16 protein-coding genes and 1 tRNA gene are annotated in these 15,916 nt (G+C 63.7%); 7 read left to right on the forward strand and 10 right to left on the reverse strand.

Annotated features, from left to right (window positions below; genetic code table 11):
- Window positions 1-3: 3 nt before the first annotated feature.
- Window positions 4-1,602: a malate synthase A gene (aceB, locus tag DNK49_RS08290; RefSeq protein ID WP_110523862.1), complete on the reverse strand. Its 1,599-nt coding sequence runs from the start codon at window positions 1,600-1,602 to the stop codon at window positions 4-6.
- Between the two features lie 167 nt (window positions 1,603-1,769).
- Here aceB and DNK49_RS08295 point away from each other — a divergent pair, with 167 nt between their 5' ends.
- Window positions 1,770-2,669 (forward strand): LysR family transcriptional regulator, encoded by a 900-nt coding sequence (locus DNK49_RS08295; RefSeq protein ID WP_110523863.1) that lies wholly within the window; start codon window positions 1,770-1,772, stop codon window positions 2,667-2,669.
- A gap of 55 nt (window positions 2,670-2,724) precedes the next feature.
- On the opposite strand, the gene hyi is transcribed toward DNK49_RS08295, so the two are convergent.
- On the reverse strand, window positions 2,725-3,504 hold the full coding sequence (gene hyi / locus DNK49_RS08300) for a hydroxypyruvate isomerase (RefSeq protein ID WP_110523864.1): 780 nt from the start codon (window positions 3,502-3,504) through the stop codon (window positions 2,725-2,727).
- A gap of 201 nt (window positions 3,505-3,705) precedes the next feature.
- On the opposite strand from hyi, the gene DNK49_RS08305 reads away from it, so the two are divergent.
- Both DNK49_RS08305 and DNK49_RS08310 read left to right on the forward strand, forming a co-directional pair.
- Window positions 3,706-4,614 carry a DMT family transporter gene (locus DNK49_RS08305; RefSeq protein ID WP_110523865.1) on the forward strand — a complete coding sequence of 303 codons (909 nt, stop codon included), beginning with the start codon at window positions 3,706-3,708 and terminating at the stop codon, window positions 4,612-4,614.
- A 140-nt stretch (window positions 4,615-4,754) separates the two neighbouring features.
- A complete protein-coding gene (locus DNK49_RS08310; protein ID WP_110523866.1) occupies window positions 4,755-5,471 on the forward strand; it encodes a Z-ring associated ZapG family protein in 717 nt (238 codons plus the stop codon).
- A gap of 63 nt (window positions 5,472-5,534) precedes the next feature.
- Here DNK49_RS08310 and DNK49_RS08315 read toward each other — a convergent pair whose 3' ends face one another.
- Genes DNK49_RS08315 through uraH form a run of 6 tightly spaced genes read right to left on the reverse strand, consistent with a single transcriptional unit; the run spans window position 5,535 to window position 10,242 of the window.
- Entirely contained in the window at window positions 5,535-6,062 is a 528-nt protein-coding gene (locus DNK49_RS08315; RefSeq protein WP_110523867.1) for an ureidoglycolate lyase, read from the reverse strand.
- Window positions 6,063-6,076: 14 nt separating this feature from the next.
- Complete coding sequence (gene alc / locus DNK49_RS08320; RefSeq protein WP_110523868.1) at window positions 6,077-7,123, reverse strand: allantoicase; 1,047 nt, start codon at window positions 7,121-7,123, stop codon at window positions 6,077-6,079.
- Window positions 7,124-7,147: 24 nt separating this feature from the next.
- The gene (gene puuE / locus DNK49_RS08325) at window positions 7,148-8,095 is read right to left on the reverse strand and encodes an allantoinase PuuE (RefSeq protein ID WP_110523869.1); all 948 of its coding nucleotides are present in this window, start codon (window positions 8,093-8,095) and stop codon (window positions 7,148-7,150) included.
- An 18-nt stretch (window positions 8,096-8,113) separates the two neighbouring features.
- Window positions 8,114-8,638, reverse strand: a complete 525-nt coding sequence (uraD, locus tag DNK49_RS08330; RefSeq protein WP_110523940.1) for a 2-oxo-4-hydroxy-4-carboxy-5-ureidoimidazoline decarboxylase — start codon at window positions 8,636-8,638, stop codon at window positions 8,114-8,116.
- Between the two features lie 42 nt (window positions 8,639-8,680).
- The gene (locus DNK49_RS08335; RefSeq protein WP_110523870.1) at window positions 8,681-9,874 is read right to left on the reverse strand and encodes a urate hydroxylase PuuD; all 1,194 of its coding nucleotides are present in this window, start codon (window positions 9,872-9,874) and stop codon (window positions 8,681-8,683) included.
- 17 nt (window positions 9,875-9,891) lie between these two features.
- Window positions 9,892-10,242 (reverse strand): hydroxyisourate hydrolase, encoded by a 351-nt coding sequence (gene uraH / locus DNK49_RS08340; RefSeq protein ID WP_110523871.1) that lies wholly within the window; start codon window positions 10,240-10,242, stop codon window positions 9,892-9,894.
- Between the two features lie 193 nt (window positions 10,243-10,435).
- On the opposite strand from uraH, the gene DNK49_RS08345 reads away from it, so the two are divergent.
- Window positions 10,436-10,511, forward strand: a tRNA-Thr gene (locus tag DNK49_RS08345).
- A 165-nt stretch (window positions 10,512-10,676) separates the two neighbouring features.
- Window positions 10,677-11,960, forward strand: a complete 1,284-nt coding sequence (locus DNK49_RS08350) for an MFS transporter (protein ID WP_243632279.1) — start codon at window positions 10,677-10,679, stop codon at window positions 11,958-11,960.
- Window positions 11,961-12,001: 41 nt separating this feature from the next.
- On the opposite strand, the gene fghA is transcribed toward DNK49_RS08350, so the two are convergent.
- The gene (gene fghA / locus DNK49_RS08355; protein WP_110523872.1) at window positions 12,002-12,850 is read right to left on the reverse strand and encodes an S-formylglutathione hydrolase; all 849 of its coding nucleotides are present in this window, start codon (window positions 12,848-12,850) and stop codon (window positions 12,002-12,004) included.
- A 2-nt stretch (window positions 12,851-12,852) separates the two neighbouring features.
- On the reverse strand, window positions 12,853-13,965 hold the full coding sequence (locus DNK49_RS08360; protein WP_110523942.1) for an S-(hydroxymethyl)glutathione dehydrogenase/class III alcohol dehydrogenase: 1,113 nt from the start codon (window positions 13,963-13,965) through the stop codon (window positions 12,853-12,855).
- A 119-nt stretch (window positions 13,966-14,084) separates the two neighbouring features.
- On the opposite strand from DNK49_RS08360, the gene DNK49_RS08365 reads away from it, so the two are divergent.
- Window positions 14,085-15,038 (forward strand): LysR substrate-binding domain-containing protein, encoded by a 954-nt coding sequence (locus tag DNK49_RS08365; RefSeq protein ID WP_110523873.1) that lies wholly within the window; start codon window positions 14,085-14,087, stop codon window positions 15,036-15,038.
- Between the two features lie 70 nt (window positions 15,039-15,108).
- A complete protein-coding gene (locus DNK49_RS08370; protein WP_110523874.1) occupies window positions 15,109-15,876 on the forward strand; it encodes an SDR family NAD(P)-dependent oxidoreductase in 768 nt (255 codons plus the stop codon).
- Window positions 15,877-15,916 lie beyond the last annotated feature (40 nt).

Consider the following 15,916-nt stretch of genomic DNA (forward strand, 5'->3'; position numbering starts at 1 on the left):
CGATCAAGCCATGGCTTCGTACAAGGGCAGGGTCAGGAACTCCGGGAAGTTCTCGGTCAGGCTCATGTTCTCGAAGATGCCGGCGGCCTGGTCATAGCTTGTGGTGTCGTCACCCTGGGCGGCAACCACGGTCTTGACCTTGGCCAACTCCTCAACGATCAGCGCGCGCACCAAGGGGGCGTCGACCTTGCGACCGTCGTCGAGCACGCCCTTGGGGCTGACCACCCACTGCCACACCTGGGCGCGAGCAATTTCGGCGGTGGCGGCATCTTCCATCAGGTTGTGGATGGGCACGCAGCCATTGCCAGTCAGCCAGCTGCCCAGGTAGTGAATGCCAACGTTGATGTTGTTGCGCAGACCCGCCTCGGTAATGGGCTGTTCGGGGCGGAAGTCCAGCCACTGCGCCGGGGTGAAGTCGCCTTCAACCTGCTTGTCCCACTGGTTGGGGCGATCGCCGAGCACTTTGGTGAAGGCTTCCATGGCGATCGGCACCAGGCCCGGATGTGCGACCCAGCCGCCGTCATAGCCGTCGCTGGCGTCGCGGTTCTTGTCGTGGCGGATGCCGGCGAGGGCCTTCTCGTTGGCTTCCGGATCGTGTTTGATCGGGATCAGTGCGCTCATGCCGCCGATCGCCGGTGCGCCGCGCTTGTGACAGGCCTGCACCAGGGCAAGCGCATAGCTGCGCATGAAGGGCACTTCCATGGTGATCAGGCCGCGGTTGGCGAGGCAGAAGTTCTGGTTCTTCTTGAACTTCTTGATGCACGAGAAGATGTAGTCCCAACGCCCCGCGTTCAAGCCGGCCGAGTGTTCCCGCAACTCGTACAGGATTTCTTCCATTTCGAAGGTGGCGAGGATGGTTTCCAGCAGCACGGTGGCCTTGATGGTGCCGCGCGGCAGGTCGAGCGCATCCTGGGCCATGCAGAAGATGTCGTTCCACAGACGAGCCTCCTGATGGCTCTCGAGCTTGGGCAGGTAGAAGAAGGGGCCGGCGCCGCGGGCGATCTGCTCCCGGGCGTTGTGGAAGAAGAACAACGCAAAATCGAATAGGCCACCGGAAACGCGCTCGCCGTCGATCAGCACGTGCTTTTCGTCCAGATGCCAGCCGCGCGGGCGCACCTGCATCACCGCGATCTTGTCGTTGAGGCGATACTCCTTGCCAGCCTCGTTGGTATAGGTGATCTCGCGCCGCACCGCATCGTAGAGGTTGACCTGACCCTGGATCTGGTTGAACCAGTTCGGGCTGTTCGAGTCCTCGAAGTCGGTCATGTAGGAATCGGCGCCGGAGTTGAAGGCGTTGATGATCATCTTGCGCTCGACCGGCCCGGTGATTTCCACCCGGCGGCATTCCAGCGCCTTGGGCAGGGGCGCCACTTTCCAGTCGCCTTCGCGGATGTGGCGGGTCTCGGGCAGCAGACCGGGCATCTCGCCCGCGTCGATGCGTGCCTGGCGATCCACACGGGCGGCCAGCAGTTCGCGACGACGGGGTTCGAACGCGCGATGCAGGCGAGCAACAAAATCCAGTGCCTGCGGGCTCAGGATCTGCTCGAAGCGGGGATGGAGCGGGGCGTTGATCTGCATGCCGTGGGGCAGGATGAGACTCATGGATGGCGTCCTTGTGATGATCGTGAGCGGTGACAAGGGACGGGGGCGGGGTTGCCGTATCGGCAAGGTCCGCCACGTCCGCGATGTTCATGCTCAGCAGTCTATTGTGTATGCAGATCATCCAGAAGAAGCGATATGATCAAGTGATCTTATACTTTTAGTACAAAATGGATCAGCTCAAACAGCTCGAAAGCTTTGTCTCGGTTGCGCAGCGCGGCAGTCTGTCGGCGGCGGCGCGCGCTGCGGGCATTACCCCAGCCGTGGTCGGACGCCGTCTCGATGCGCTGGAGCAGCGCCTTGGGGTGAAGTTGCTGGTGCGCACCACGCGCAGCATCTCACTCACTTTTGAGGGCAGTGCCTTTCTCGAGGACTGCCAGCGCGTGCTCAATGATCTGTCCAACGCCGAGGCCGCGGTCAGCCTGGGTGGGGTCAAGCCCAGCGGTCACCTGCGCATTTCGGCGCCTGCCGGTTTTGGCCGTCGTCATGTGGCGCCGCTGGTGCGTGACTTCCTGGCGGCCAATCCGGAGGTCAGTTGCAGCCTTGATCTCAGCGACCGCCTGGTTGATCTGGCGAATGAGGGCCTGGATTGCGCGGTGCGTATCGGCGAGTTGGCAGACTCCAGTCTGGTGTCGGTCCGCCTGGCGGAGAACCGCCGGGTGGTGGTGGCCAGTCCAGACTACCTGGCGCGTCATGGCGTGCCGGAAACGCCTGATGACCTGGAGCAGCATGTTTGTTTGTCGCTCGGCCCGCAGCGCGGCTGGCAGTTTTCCGCTGCGGACGGCTCGCAGATCATCGTCAAGGTCGGCGGGCGGCTGGAATGTAACGATGGCGCCGTGCTGCATGAGTGGGCGCTGGCCGGGCAGGGGCTGGCCTGGCGCTCGCGATGGGAGGTGGACGCAGACCTGCGAGCAGGGCGTCTGGTCTCGGTGTTGGATGCCCACGCCGCTGCGCCCAACGGTATCTACGCGGTGTTCCCGCACCGACGCAATCTTGCACTGCGGGTGCGCGCCTTCATCGACCACCTGAAAGGCTGTTTCGGAGATCCCGCCTATTGGGCAAGGCTCTGATCCGGGGCGCACGGGCAGGGCGGCCCTCCTTTAGGGCGGCAGCGCGGCGGGAACGTCAGCGCCGGAAGGCCTCCAGCCAGCGCAGGCCGGCCTCGGTGCCCGCTGCGGGATGGTATTCGCAGCCCACCCAGCCTGTGTAGCCCAGTGCATCGATATGCGGCAGCAGCCAGGCGAAGTTGATCTCGCCGCTGCCAGGCTCATGGCGCCCTGGATTGTCGGCCAGCTGCATGTGCCCGATATGCGGCAAGGTTGCCGCGATGGTGGCTGCCAGTTCGCCTTCCATGCGTTGTGCATGATAGATGTCGTATTGCAGGAACAGGGCATCGCTGCCGACCGCGTCAATCAGCGCCAGGGCCTGGGCGCTGGTGTGGAGGTAGAAGCCGGGGATGTCGCGGGTATTGATGGGTTCGATCAGCAGCCGCAGTCCTGCCGCCTTCAGTGCATCGGCCGCGTAGCGCAGGTTGGCGACGAAGGTTTCGCGCGAGACCGCGCCCGCCTGACCTGAAGGGGGGATGCCAGCCAGGCAGTTCAGCTGTGGGCAGTCCAGTGTTGTCGCGTAGGTGATGGCCTGTTCGACACCGTGGCGAAACTCGTCGATACGTCCGGCATCGCAGGCAATGCCCCGATCACCCGCAGCCCAGTCTCCTGCAGGCAGGTTGTGCAGCACCATGCGCAGCTGGTGCTTGCGTAGCCGGGCAGCGATCTCGTGCTTGTCGAAGGCGTAGGGAAACTGGCACTCGACCGCAGTGAAGCCGGCACGCGCCGCGGCGGCAAAGCGATCGAGGAAGGCATGCTCGGTAAAAAGCAGCGAGAGGTTGGCGCTGAACTTGGGCATGGCGGCAGTTTACCCGTCACCGTCTCCGCTGTGCGCAAGGGCTCGCGTCCGACGCATGATTGCGGGGCGGAATGCGCAACATCGGTTTTTGCATATTGTTGTGATGCAGCATTCCTGATCTACTTCAACCAGCGCGTGTCGTCCGACCCGCGGGTGGTGAATGACGCACCGCTTTCTCGCTCAATTTCTCTGGATGGTGGAATGAACTCAACACGTCCCTCGCCACTGGCGTGGGCTGCCCTGGCATTGATGTCACTGATCTGGGGCTATAACTGGGTGGTGATGAAGCAGGTCATCCGTTACGTCGATCCGCTCGATTTCTCGGCGATCCGCACCTTGCTGGCCGCCGCCGCGCTATTCCTGGTCGTACTGGTGTTGCGCCGGCCGATGCGTCTGCCCGCCTTTCGCCAGGTGCTGGTACTGGGCTTGCTGCAGACGGGTGCGTTCACGGCGATGGTGCAGTGGGCGCTGGTGTCCGGCGGCGCCGGCAAAACGGCGGTGCTGGTCTATACCATGCCGTTCTGGCTGATGCCTTTGGCGTGGTGGCTACTGGATGAGCGGGTCCGTGGTGTCGAGTGGGTGGCCCTGGGTATCGCCGCGTGTGGGCTTGGACTGATCCTGGAGCCCTGGACCATGCGTGGCAGCGTGAGTAGCAATCTGCTCGCGGTCGGCGCCGGCGTGGTTTGGGCGCTGTCGTCCATCCAGGTCAAGCGCATCCGGCGGACCTGTTCGGTCGACTTGCTGGTGCTGACCGCCTGGCAGATGTTGTTCGGTGCGCTGGCGCTGGCGGCGCTCGCGCTGCTGCATCCGTCCCGTCCCATCGATCCGTCCCCCTATTTCTTTGGTGCGCTCGCCTTCAACGCATTGTTTGCCACCGGTCTGGCCTGGCTGTTGTGGTTGTATGTGCTGCAGCACCTGTCGGCCGGTATCGCGGGTCTATCGGCCTTGGGCATTCCCTTGATCGGGGCGCTCGCGGGCTGGATCGAACTGGGAGAACGCCCAAGCAGCGCAGAGCTGCTCGGCATGCTGATGATCGGCATGGGGCTGCTGCTGACCAGTCTCTGGACCCTGCGCAGCAACCGACGCCTGCCCGGCCCGCGGCAAGACTGAGGCGGATGCAGGTATACTGCCGGCATGCGGCTGTTTCCGGTGAGGAAAAGCCTGTCATCAACCCTGCGGTCCGCTACGGGCAGTGACCGCGAGCCGGTCTTCGTCGATCAGGCCGGCCAGCAATGGGAGGGTTTGTTTTCATGACTGAACAGACAGCATGGCTGGTGGGCATTTTTGCGGTGGTCCTGGCGGGTCTGGTTGGGTTCTTTGCCGGGCGTCGTTTCAGCGGCGCACGTGAGCGCATCGAGGCGCTCGAAGCCGAGGTTACACGGCAGAAGGACGAGATCAGCGGCTACAAGCGCGAGGTCGAAAAGCACTTCGACAAGACCGCGACCCTGTTTGTGTCGATGGCGGGTTCGTACAAGGAGCTGTTCGAACACCTGTCCTCAGGCTATGAGCAGTTGTCGGCCGGTTCGGCGCGAGAGCTGTTCAAGGATCGTGTGTCCAACATGTTGCTGGGCAACAACGCGGACGCTGCGGGGCGGGGTGAGGTGATTGCCGGCAGTGCACGGCAGACCTCGTCGGCCGATGTTGCCGGCGCTGCACTTGCAGGTGCCGCCGCCGGGGCTGCGGGCATGGCCTTTGCCAGCGCGGATACCGAACCTTCCGCAGCAGCACTCGCGGCTGAGGCCGATACGGTCATCGGCGACGATCGCGTCGAGCCCGGGGTGCAGGACGCGCCGACCGAACCAGGCGCTGCCGTTGCGCCGTCACTGGGTCCGGATCAGCGACCGCTGGACGAGTTCTCCGACATCGCAGCCGACGCCGAGTACGGTGGTCTCTCCAGTGCGGAGGCGCCAACTGACTTGGACGACAAGTCAGGACGCCCTGTGCCGGGGGCCGACGGCCTGCGCTGAACGTCAGGGCAGACCGACTGCGCTGAGGTCATGCCATCGGTTCAGCCCGGGTGCGCCCCAGATTCACCCCCGCAGGGTGATGACGCCTGCCGGTTCCAGGGCCACTTCGTCACAGTTGTGCCCTGGGCCGCTGCGGTCGATGACCAGAAAGTCCGACACCTCATCCAGCGCCAGTAGCGGGTGGTGCCAGACCCCGGTGGCGTAGTTCACGCCCTGATCGCCACGAGCAAGAAAAACCTGCAGGTCCTCGACGCCTGGCGCTTTGCCCGGCGGCGCCACCACCACCAGGTAGGGACGGCCGGAGAGTGGTACGAAGGCTTGTGATGCCAGCGGATGGCGCTCCATCATCTCCACCTTGAACGGCAGGGCGCGAGGCTGACCGCGGAAGATCGAGATGATCACGCGCCCATCCGCGCCCGGTTCGATGCGGGCAAGGTCGTGGTAGCGCTCGGTATTGCCGGCGTTGATGGTGAAATGGTGGACGGCCGCGCTGGCTTCGATGACCTCGCCGAACGGTGCAAAGGTCTCGCTGCTGAGCGGCTGTGGCAGGAGCTCGCGTTGCGGGTGCTGGGTCTCTGGCAAATGGATCATGTGTGCTGTCCGCATCAGTCCCTGACGACCTTCCCCCACAGACGCAGGCGCGAAACGCCTCCGTCGGGGAAAATGTTGAAGCGTACATGGGTGATCGGGCCCAGTGCGGTGATCTGCTCGCTGAAGGTGTGAATGGCGTCGGCCGTCAGCTTCTGTTCGGGCAACAGGGTGTCCCAGAACAGGCTTTGTGTGGTGATCGAGCGGTCGGTGCCGGCGCTGACGCGGGCGGCCTGAATCGAGCAGCGATCAGGGAAGTTGCCCTTGAAGAAGGCGGTGTCCACCTCGATCTTCTCAATGATGCCGGGGGCGCCCAGTTCAAGTACGCACCAGTCATTGCCGGGCTCACGGCGGCGGCGGGTCTCCCAGCCATCGCCCATATTGACACCGCGACCAGGCAGTAGCAGGGCGGCGGCGGCTGAGCCGAAGCTGGCATCGTTCCACGAGACGGCGCGGCCGCCGTTTTCCATCGCCAGCAGGTCGACCAATGCGCCGGCCAAAGCGTTCTCCAGGCCCCCAACCGGGCGCCCATAGACGCGCAGACGGGCGATGCCGCCGTCCGGGTACATGTTGACGCGCAGATGCGTCCAGACTGCGTCACTGGTGGATTCGAGCAGATGGTGGCTGTTCGGGCCCAGTGCACTTGGCGGCAGGATTTCTGTCCACGTGGCCGCCTTCAAGGCGTCGACATCATCGCTGTCGGAGACGGTTGCCTCGATCGAGACGGCGGGCGGGTAGTTGCCGGTGAAGTGGCTGGTATCAACGTCGAAGCCGCGGATGACACCCTTGACGCCAAGCTTGACCAGTGCCCAGTCGTGTCCGGCCACCCGCTTGCGACGCGACTCCCAGCCATCCATCCATTTGCCGTTGACGTCGAACTTGCCCGGCACGAACTGGGCGGGTTCGGGATTGAGCATGCGTACGACCTCGCCGAAAAAGTCGTCGGAGGCGTACAAGGCCTGGGCGCCCAGACGGGTGCTGGCAAGGTCGACCGAGCGCGAGGCCCATTCGGGCAGGTTGGCTGGGGGCGCAAAAACCGGGGCGCCGGGGGTATGGCTGGCCATGAGGGCTGTCCTTGTGGGGTGGATTTATGGGGCCGGATTGTAGGGGTGCTCGGTGATCCAGTGGCGTGCGACATCCACCCTGCGGCACACCCACACCCGGTCGTGCTTCTCGATATGGTCGAGAAAACGTTGAAGTGCGCGGAAGCGGCCAGGACGTCCGAGCAGGCGGCAGTGCATGCCGATGCTCATCATTGCCGGGCGATCCTCACCCTCGGCATACATCACATCGAACGCATCGCGCAGATACTCGAAGAACTCGTCGCCGTGCGAGAAGCCCTGTGGCAGGGCAAAGCGCATGTCGTTGGTGTCCAGCGTGTACGGCACGATCAGGTGCGGCACGCGCTGGCCATCGGTCTTCTGCACCTCGGTCCAGAATGGCAGGTCGTCGCCGTAGTAGTCCGAGTCGTACAGAAAGCCCCCGTAGTCGGCGACCAGACGGCGGGTGTTGGGCGAGTCGCGGCCGGTGTACCAGCCCAGCGGGCGCTCGCCGGTCAGGCGCTCGATGATCTCCATGCCGATGCGCATGTGTTCGCGCTCGGTCGCTTCGTCCATGCCCTGGTAGTGAATCCAGCGCCAGCCGTGGCAGGCAATCTCGTGCCCCAGTTCGCGGAAGGCGGCGGTGACTTCGGGGTGGCGTTCGAGCGCCATCGAGATGCCGAAGATCGTCATCGGCAGGCCGCGACGTTCGAACTCGCGCAGGAAGCGCCACACGGCCACGCGCGAACCGTACTCGTAGACGCCTTCCATCGACAGATGGCGGTCCGGGAAGCTGGGCGGGTTGAACAACTCGGACAGGAACTGCTCGCTGCCGGCGTCGCCATGCAGCACGCAGTTCTCGCCCCCTTCTTCATAGTTGAGTACGAACTGCACCGCAATGCGGGCACGACCGGGCCAGTTGGCTTGCGGCGGATTGCGGCCGTAGCCGATCAGGTCGCGGGGGTAGGCAGCCGATGGCAAGGTGGACGGTGACATGGCAGGACTCCTGGGCGTTCAGCCAAACTGCGCTTCGAGTCGGGCGCGGGTGATCCGGGCGATCTCGTTCAGGCAGGTTTCGAATTCGGTCTCGGCGTCGTGATTGAGCCGGCGCTCCACCGCTTCCATGATCTGGTAGCGGGTCAGACCCTTGACCGCGATCACGAAGGGAAACCCGAAGCGCGTCCGGTAGGCGGCGTTGAGTGTGCGCAGGCGTTCCAGCTCGGTCTGGCTGCATTGATCCAGCCCGGCGCCTTTCTGCTCGCCAGTGGATTCGCGGGTCAGGGTGCCGGCCTCGGCCTCCTTGCCGGCCAACTCGGGGTGGGCCCGGATCAGCGCCAGTTGTTCGTCACGACTGGCGCGGCGCATGGTGGCGACCATCGCCGCGTGCAGGGTGTCGAACGAAGCGAAGGGGCGCGCGGCCCAGCTGCGTTCCGCCACCCAGGGCGAGTGCTCGAAAATGCCGCCCAGGCGGGCAACGAATTCGGCTCGGTCCAGTGCCGACAACTGGGTGATCGGTGACGGGCTAGGGTCGGTGGGCATTGGGTTCATAGGTCTCTTCCGCTTCCCGTGAGGGGTGGGGGCTCAGTCGCGCAGTCTCGCGCCCTGGGCAAACCAGGTGGCGATCCGGGCTTTTTCGGTGGGTGTCAGTCCGGTGAGGTTGCCCAGTGGCATGTAGCCGCTGGCGACCGTCTCGGCGATCTTGGCAGCGTGTTGGCCGATCTGTTCAGGCGTTTCCAGCATCACCCCCTTGGGCGGCTGGGCAAAACCCTCCCAGGTCGGGGTCGCGGCGTGACAGCCTGTGCAGCGTTCCATCATGATGCCGTTGAGTTCGGCGAAGCTGACCTGCGGGCCGGCGCTGTCGACGGGTTTCGGTGCCATCAGCACGATCAGCGCAGCAATCAGCGCCGCTCCGGCAGCGGGTAGCCACCACTTCACCTGGCCGCGATGGCGCAGCACGAAGAACTGCCGTATCAGCACCCCGGCCAGCATCAGCACCACCAGCACCAGCCAGCCATTCGGGTGCGAGTAGGTCATCGGGTAATGGTTGCTGATCATGATGAACAGCACGGGCAGGGTGAAGTAGGTGTTGTGTACCGAACGCTGCTTGCCGATCTGACCCGGGCGCGGATCCACTGGCTGGCCACTGCGGATCTGCTCCACCATGCGTTTCTGTCCGGGAATGATGTGGATGAACACATTGGCCACCATCATCGTGCCCAGCATGGCGCCGACGTGGATGTAAGCTCCACGGGCAGAGAATACCTGGTGCAGGACCCAGTCACAGACCACCACGAAGATGAAGATGAGTGCGGCAAGCAGGTTGTCGCGGCCCATCAGGGTGCGGCACAGCAGGTCATAGACCAACCAGCCCGCGATCAGGAAGGCGACCGAAATACCGATGGCCGCGCTGGGCGCCAGATCCATGACCTGACGGTCGATCAGGTAGCTCGATGCCCCGACCCAGTAGATCACGGCCAGCAGGGCCATGCCCGATAACCAGGTGCTGTAGGCCTCCCATTTGGACCAGTGCAGGTCGTGTGACAAGGGCTCGCCCTTGGGGCCGGTGAGGAATTTCTGGCTGCAGTAGAAACCGCCGCCGTGCACCGCCCACAACTCACCGAATACCCCACGCTTTTCGTCCTCGGCCTTCTTTGGGGGCTTCAGCGAAGTGTCGAGCATCACAAAGTAGAACGAGGCACCGATCCAGGCGATGCCGGTAATCAGATGCACCCAGCGCAGCAGCAGGTTTGCCCAGTCGAGGAGGTAAGCTTCCATGGTTGTCCCGTGTTCCGTCAGCTACCGCGGTAGGTGGAGTAGCTCCATGGCGACACCAGCAGGGGTACGTGATAGTGCGCGTGTGCGTCGGCGATGCCGAAGCGCAGCACGACTTCGTCGACGAACAGCGGATCCGGCAGTGATCCGCCAAGCCGCCTGAAGTAGTCGCCCGCCGAGAACACGAGTTCGTAGACGCCGGTGGTGAAGGCGTCGCCATCGAGCAAGGGCGCGTCGCAGCGGCCGTCATGGTTGGTGACCGCGCGCAGCACCTCCTGGCGACCGCCGTCCACCCGGAACAGGGTTACGGTGATCCCGGCGCCAGGGCAGCCGTTGGCGGTGTCGAGTACGTGAGTGGTCAGCCGTCCCATGAGTTCTCCTGTTGCAGTGCGGCAATCTTGTCTGACAGAAGTTTAAGACTGCGGCGACGCTTTGGGCACGCCGTATCCGAATAAGCGGTATCTGTACCGCCATATGTCGGTCTCAAATTGCGGTGCGCTGTCGAGATTGGTGTGATCAGGCGCTTGAATGCTGCGCTAGGCTGTTGTATATTCCGCGCTCTTCGCTGCTGTAGCTCAGTTGGTAGAGCAACTGATTCGTAATCAGTAGGTCACCAGTTCGATTCCGGTCAGCAGCACCAGCTTCAGGCACTCAGGCCAGTCCATTGACTGGCCTGAGTGCTTTCTGCATTCCCTCTTGCATTCTGCAAGTCGTCTGTCCGCTGAAGCGGGCGGCCGGTTGGGGATCGTTCATTCTGCACCCGGATATCCTGACGACAGCCGTGGTGCCCTGCAGCGGGTGGCTCTTGAGTGTTTCCAGCGATTCCTCCGGTGATGAAGGCCGGCAGTGGCCCGGGCCGCTGCGGGCCCTGGCGCATCGTAACTTTCGCTATTACTTCTTCGGTCAAGCGATCTCGGTGCTCGGCTCCTGGGTGCAGCAGGTGGCGCTGTCCTGGCTCATCTACCGCTTGACCGGTTCGGTCGCGCTGCTGGGCATTACCGCGTTTGCCTCCTTGCTGCCGATCCTGATCATCGGTCCGCTTGCCGGAGCCTGGATCGACCGCCACGACAAGCGCATCCTGCTGATCATCGTGCAGGGCCTGCTCGGCCTGCAGGCAGCCACACTGTCGATCCTGACCGCGATGGATGCCATCGGCCCTCAGCTGATCGTGGCCATGGCAGTTCTGCTCGGGGTGCTGACCGCGTTCGATACCCCATTGCGGCAGGCGCAGATCGGCAGTTTCGTCGGCCGTCGTGAGGATCTGCCCAACGCGCTCGCGCTCAACGCCATGGTGTTCAATGCCGGGCGCTTTCTTGGCCCGCCGTTGGCGGGGCTGCTGTTGGGGCTGACTTCAGAGTCGATCTGTTTTGCGATCAATGCCTTGTCCTTTGGCGCACTGGCGTTCGGCGTGGCACGCATCCGGGTGACACCCGCGCCGCGTGCAGCGGGGTCGATGGGCAAGGTGTTCTCCGAAGGGCTGCGTTACGTCACCACCGAATATCCGATCAAGATGTTGATCTTCATCCTTGCCACGGTGAATATCACGGCGTCGAGCTACGCCGTGCTGCTACCGGTCTTTGCCAAGGATGTCTTTGCCGGTGATGCCCGCATGCTGGGCTGGCTGTGGGGCGCCGCAGGGGCAGGGGCGTTTCTCGGCACGGTGTTTCTGGCCACGCGGCAGCGCCTCCCGGGGCTGATCAAGGTGGTCATCGGCGGCGCAGGTCTCAGCGCGGTGGGGCTGCTGGTGTTTGCCTACAACGTCATGCTGGTGCCGGCCCTGCTGGCGATGGCGGCGGTGGGCTTTGGTATCTCGGTCTGCAATGTGGCGGTGAACATGCTGCTGCAGAGCATGGCGCCCGACCATTTGCGTGGCCGGGTCGTGTCCTTCTTCAGCTCCACCCGTTTCGGCTTCGATGCCATTGGAGGCTTGCTGGCAGGTTTGCTGGCAGCGCGTATCGGTGTTCAGGCGGCGATGCTGGTGGAAGGCCTCGTGCTGGCAGCCTTCTTTGTTTGGGCCTTGCGGCTGGTGGGCCGCCTGCGTGCAGAGGTGGTCAGACGGTCGGATCGCGCAAGTCCGGCAGATTCCTAGTCCGGTCGGGCCTCACCCCTCGCGGGGTGAGGCCGATGCGCTCAGTCCAGCAGTGCGGCGGCATGGTGCCGCAGGTGGTCGTCGATGAAACTGGCAATGAAGTAATAGCTGTGGTCGTAGCCGGCCTGCATGCGCAGGTTCAGCGGGTGACCGGCCGCGGTACAGGCAATCTGCAAGGCTTCGGGCTTGAGTTGCGCTTTCAGGAAGCTGTCGGCCTCGCCCTGATCAACCAGTAGCGGCAGGCGCTCGCTGGCCTCTGAGATCAGACGGGTGGCATCCCATGCCGCCCAGCAGCTTTCGTCCTCGCCCAGATAGCGCGAAAACGCCTTCTGACCCCAGGGGCAGTCCATCGGGTGACTGATTGGTGCAAAAGCCGAGACTGCCCGATAACGGCCTGGGTTGCGCAGCGCGCACACCAGGGCGCCATGACCCCCCATCGAGTGGCCGCTGATGCTGCGTCGGTTGTTCAGCGGCAGCTGGGCTTCAAGCAGCGCTGGCAGCTCATGCACCACATAGTCGTGCATGCGATAGTGACGGCTGTAGGGGGGCAGGGTGGCGTTCAGGTAGAAACCCGCGCCGTGGCCAAAGTCCCAGGCACCCTCCGGGTCTCCCGGAACATCTTCACCGCGGGGGCTGGTGTCCGGGGCGACCAGTGCGATGCCCAACTCAGCGGCCAGGCGCTGAGCGCCGGCTTTCTGCATGAAGTTTTCGTCGGTGCAGGTCAGTCCGGACAGCCAGTACAGCGCGGGCACCGTCCGGGTTTCGGCCTGTGGCGGCAGATACACCGCGAACACCATGTCGCAGTCCAGCGTGGCAGAGCGATGGCGGTAGCGTGTCAGCCAACCGCCGTGGCAGCGGTTGGAGCTGATCTGTTCAAGGTGCACGCTCATGATCAGAAACGGATCACCGTGCGGATGCTCTTGCCTTCGTGCATCAGGTCGAAAGCGGTATTGATGTCTTCCAGCCCCATGGTATGGGTGATGAAGGTGTCGAGCGGAATCTCGCCTTTCTGCGCCTTGGCGACGTAGCTGGGTAGTTCGCTGCGGCCGCGCACGCCGCCAAAGGCAGAGCCGCGCCACACCCGGCCGGTGACAAGCTGGAACGGACGGGTGGAGATCTCCTCTCCGGCGCCGGCCACGCCGATGATGATGGACTCACCCCATCCCTTGTGGCAGCACTCCAGCGCCGAGCGCATGACCTTGGTGTTGCCGATGCATTCGAAAGAGTAGTCGACGCCGCCGTCGGTCAGGTCGACGATGACTTCCTGTATCGGGCGGTCGTAGTCGAGCGGGTTGATGCAATCGGTGGCGCCAAGCTGGCGGGCGATCTCGAACTTGCCCGGGTTGATGTCAACCGCGACGATGCGCGAGGCCTTGGCCATCGCCGCGCCAATGATGGCCGACAGGCCGATGCCGCCCAGGCCGAATACCGCCACAGTGGCGCCCGGCTCAACCTTGGCAGTGTTCAGCACTGCGCCGATTCCCGTGGTGACGCCGCAACCAAGCAGGCAGACCTTTTCGAGGGGCGCATCCTTCTGGATCTTTGCAACGCTGATTTCCGGCAGCACGGTGTACTCGGAGAAGGTCGAGGTGCCCATGTAATGGAAGATCGGCTTGCCGTTCTTGCTGAAGCGGCTGGTGCCGTCCGGCATCAGGCCTTTGCCCTGGGTGGTGCGGATCGCCTGGCACAGGTTGGTCTTGCCCGACAGGCAGAACTTGCACTTGCCGCATTCCGGGGTATAGAGCGGAATCACATGGTCGCCGACGGCGACCGAGGTCACGCCTTCGCCGATCGCTTCGACGATGCCGCCCCCTTCGTGACCGAGGATGGACGGAAAGATCCCTTCCGGATCGGCGCCGGACAGGGTGAAGGCATCGGTGTGGCAGACGCCGGTGGCAACAATGCGTACCAGCACTTCCCCGGCTTTCGGCGGGGCGACGTCGACTTCGGTGATTTCGAGCGGCTGCTTGGCAGCCCAGGCGACGGCGGCGCGGGATTTGATCATGGTTGTCCTGTAGAGGTCGGGGTGGTTGTGATGACTCTCCATTGTAGGAAAGGCATGCGCTTGAATAATTTCCGCAGCGACAATACATTGTTGCTGCTGGGCAATAAAAAGGAAGGGACATGAGCCGTTGGGAGGGCGTCGATGCTTTCGTCGCAGTGGCCGAGAGCGGTCATTTTGCGACTGCCGCGGAACGACTCGGGGTGTCGACCTCGCATGTCAGCCGGTTGGTGGCCAAGCTGGAAGAGCGACTGCAGACCCGCCTGTTTTATCGCAGCACGCGCCGGGTATCGCTGACCGAGACCGGCCAGACCTTTCTGCAGCACTGCCGACGATTGCAGGACGGCCTGGATGAGGCCTTGCACGCGGTGCAGGATCTGGGTGGGCAGCCCAAGGGCTTGCTGCGCATGACCTGCGCACTGACCTATGGCGAGCGCTTCATCGTACCGCTGGTCAATGACTTCATCGAGCGCCATCCCCAGTTGCGGGTGGAGATCGAACTGACCAACCGCCTGCTCGACATCGTGCAGGACGGGTACGATCTGGCGATCCGTCTCGGGCGTCTGGCCGATTCCCGTCTGGTTGCGACCCGACTCGCGCCGCGCATGATGTATCTGTGCGCGTCGCCGGCCTATCTGGCCCGCCGGGGCATACCGATGCGGCTGGCTGACCTGGCCGACCATGATTGCCTGATTGGCACCTCGGATACCTGGGTTTTCCAGACGGCGGGTGAAGAGCAGTTGCTCAGGGTTGGCGGCAACTGGCGTTGCAACAGTGGGCAGGCCGTGCTGGATGCGGCATTGCGGGGGTTTGGTCTGTGCCAGTTGCCCGACTACTACGTTCTCGAGCATCTGCGGGCCGGACGTCTTCATGCTGTGCTGGCCGAGCATCAACCGCCCAATACCGCAGTCTGGGCAGTGTTTCCGCAGCAGCGTCATTTGTCACCCAAGGTCAGGTTGCTGGTCGATCACCTGCGCGAATCGCTGGCCCGTCGTCCGGAATACCGCGCCGCCACCGTGCACGAGTCGCAGGCCAGGCAGGCGATGGCCGGCCTCTTGTGCGATTCGAGAAGTTGACGTTTACGTTAACGATAACTATGTTTCGTGCTGTTCATCCGGCATGTGCCGATATCCAGAGGAAACAACGATGCAGATCGAGAACAGCGTATTCGTGGTCACGGGGGGAGGTTCGGGTCTGGGGGCTGCAAGCGCCCGGATGCTGGTGCAGGCAGGGGCCAAGGTGGTGCTTGCCGATGTCAATCAGCAAGCGGGTGAGGCGATGGTCCAGGAACTGGGGGCCGCAGCTGCGTTCGTGCTGACTGATGTGACCGACGAGACCAGTGCCAAGGCTGCGATCGACAAGGCGGTGACCGCATTTGGTGGTCTGCATGGGCTGATCAACTGTGCCGGCGTCGCACCGGCCGAGAAAGTCGTGGGGCGGGAGGCCCCGCACCGACTGGAATCCTTTGCCCGCACCATCAACATCAATCTGGTGGGCAGTTTCAACATGATGCGCCTGGCCGCCGAGGTCATGAGCAAGGCCAGCCCCAACGAGGCCGGCGAGCGGGGCGTCATCGTCAGCACGGCATCGGTGGCCGCCTTTGATGGTCAGGTCGGACAGGCAGGCTATGCGGCATCCAAGGCTGGCATCGTTGGCCTGACCCTGCCGGTTGCGCGCGAGTTGTCGCGTTTTGGCATCCGTGTGATGACGATTGCCCCGGGCATCATGGAAACGCCGATGCTGATGGGTATGCCGCAAGAGGTGCAGGACTCGTTGGGCAAGATGGTGCCGTTCCCCTCGCGCCTGGGCAAACCGGCCGAGTTTGCCGGGCTGGTACGTCACATCATCGAGAACAGCTATCTCAATGGCGAGGTGATCCGCCTCGATGGCGCCATTCGCATGGCCGCCAAATAAGTCGGACTGGCTGCAAGTTTGCCCCTGGGAGGCGGTCGGA

This window comes from Parazoarcus communis SWub3 = DSM 12120, from assembly GCF_003226565.1.
GTDB lineage: Bacteria > Pseudomonadota > Gammaproteobacteria > Burkholderiales > Rhodocyclaceae > Parazoarcus > Parazoarcus communis.

Excerpts from the sequence above, each read along its gene's own strand:
- DNK49_RS08305 (WP_110523865.1), top strand. The coding sequence starts at position 3,706 with ATGAACTCAACACGTCCCTCGCCACTGGCGTGGGCTGCCCTGGCATTG.
- hyi (WP_110523864.1), bottom strand. The coding sequence starts at position 3,504 with ATGCCCAAGTTCAGCGCCAACCTCTCGCTGCTTTTTACCGAGCATGCC.
- aceB (WP_110523862.1), bottom strand. The coding sequence starts at position 1,602 with ATGAGTCTCATCCTGCCCCACGGCATGCAGATCAACGCCCCGCTCCAT.
- uraD (WP_110523940.1), bottom strand. The coding sequence starts at position 8,638 with ATGCCCACCGACCCTAGCCCGTCACCGATCACCCAGTTGTCGGCACTG.
- puuE (WP_110523869.1), bottom strand. The coding sequence starts at position 8,095 with ATGTCACCGTCCACCTTGCCATCGGCTGCCTACCCCCGCGACCTGATC.
- DNK49_RS08335 (WP_110523870.1), bottom strand. The coding sequence starts at position 9,874 with ATGGAAGCTTACCTCCTCGACTGGGCAAACCTGCTGCTGCGCTGGGTG.
- DNK49_RS08360 (WP_110523942.1), bottom strand. The coding sequence starts at position 13,965 with ATGATCAAATCCCGCGCCGCCGTCGCCTGGGCTGCCAAGCAGCCGCTC.
- DNK49_RS08365 (WP_110523873.1), top strand. The coding sequence starts at position 14,085 with ATGAGCCGTTGGGAGGGCGTCGATGCTTTCGTCGCAGTGGCCGAGAGC.
- DNK49_RS08370 (WP_110523874.1), top strand. The coding sequence starts at position 15,109 with ATGCAGATCGAGAACAGCGTATTCGTGGTCACGGGGGGAGGTTCGGGT.
- uraH (WP_110523871.1), bottom strand. The coding sequence starts at position 10,242 with ATGGGACGGCTGACCACTCACGTACTCGACACCGCCAACGGCTGCCCT.
- DNK49_RS08295 (WP_110523863.1), top strand. The coding sequence starts at position 1,770 with ATGGATCAGCTCAAACAGCTCGAAAGCTTTGTCTCGGTTGCGCAGCGC.
- DNK49_RS08310 (WP_110523866.1), top strand. The coding sequence starts at position 4,755 with ATGACTGAACAGACAGCATGGCTGGTGGGCATTTTTGCGGTGGTCCTG.
- fghA (WP_110523872.1), bottom strand. The coding sequence starts at position 12,850 with ATGAGCGTGCACCTTGAACAGATCAGCTCCAACCGCTGCCACGGCGGT.
- alc (WP_110523868.1), bottom strand. The coding sequence starts at position 7,123 with ATGGCCAGCCATACCCCCGGCGCCCCGGTTTTTGCGCCCCCAGCCAAC.
- DNK49_RS08315 (WP_110523867.1), bottom strand. The coding sequence starts at position 6,062 with ATGATCCATTTGCCAGAGACCCAGCACCCGCAACGCGAGCTCCTGCCA.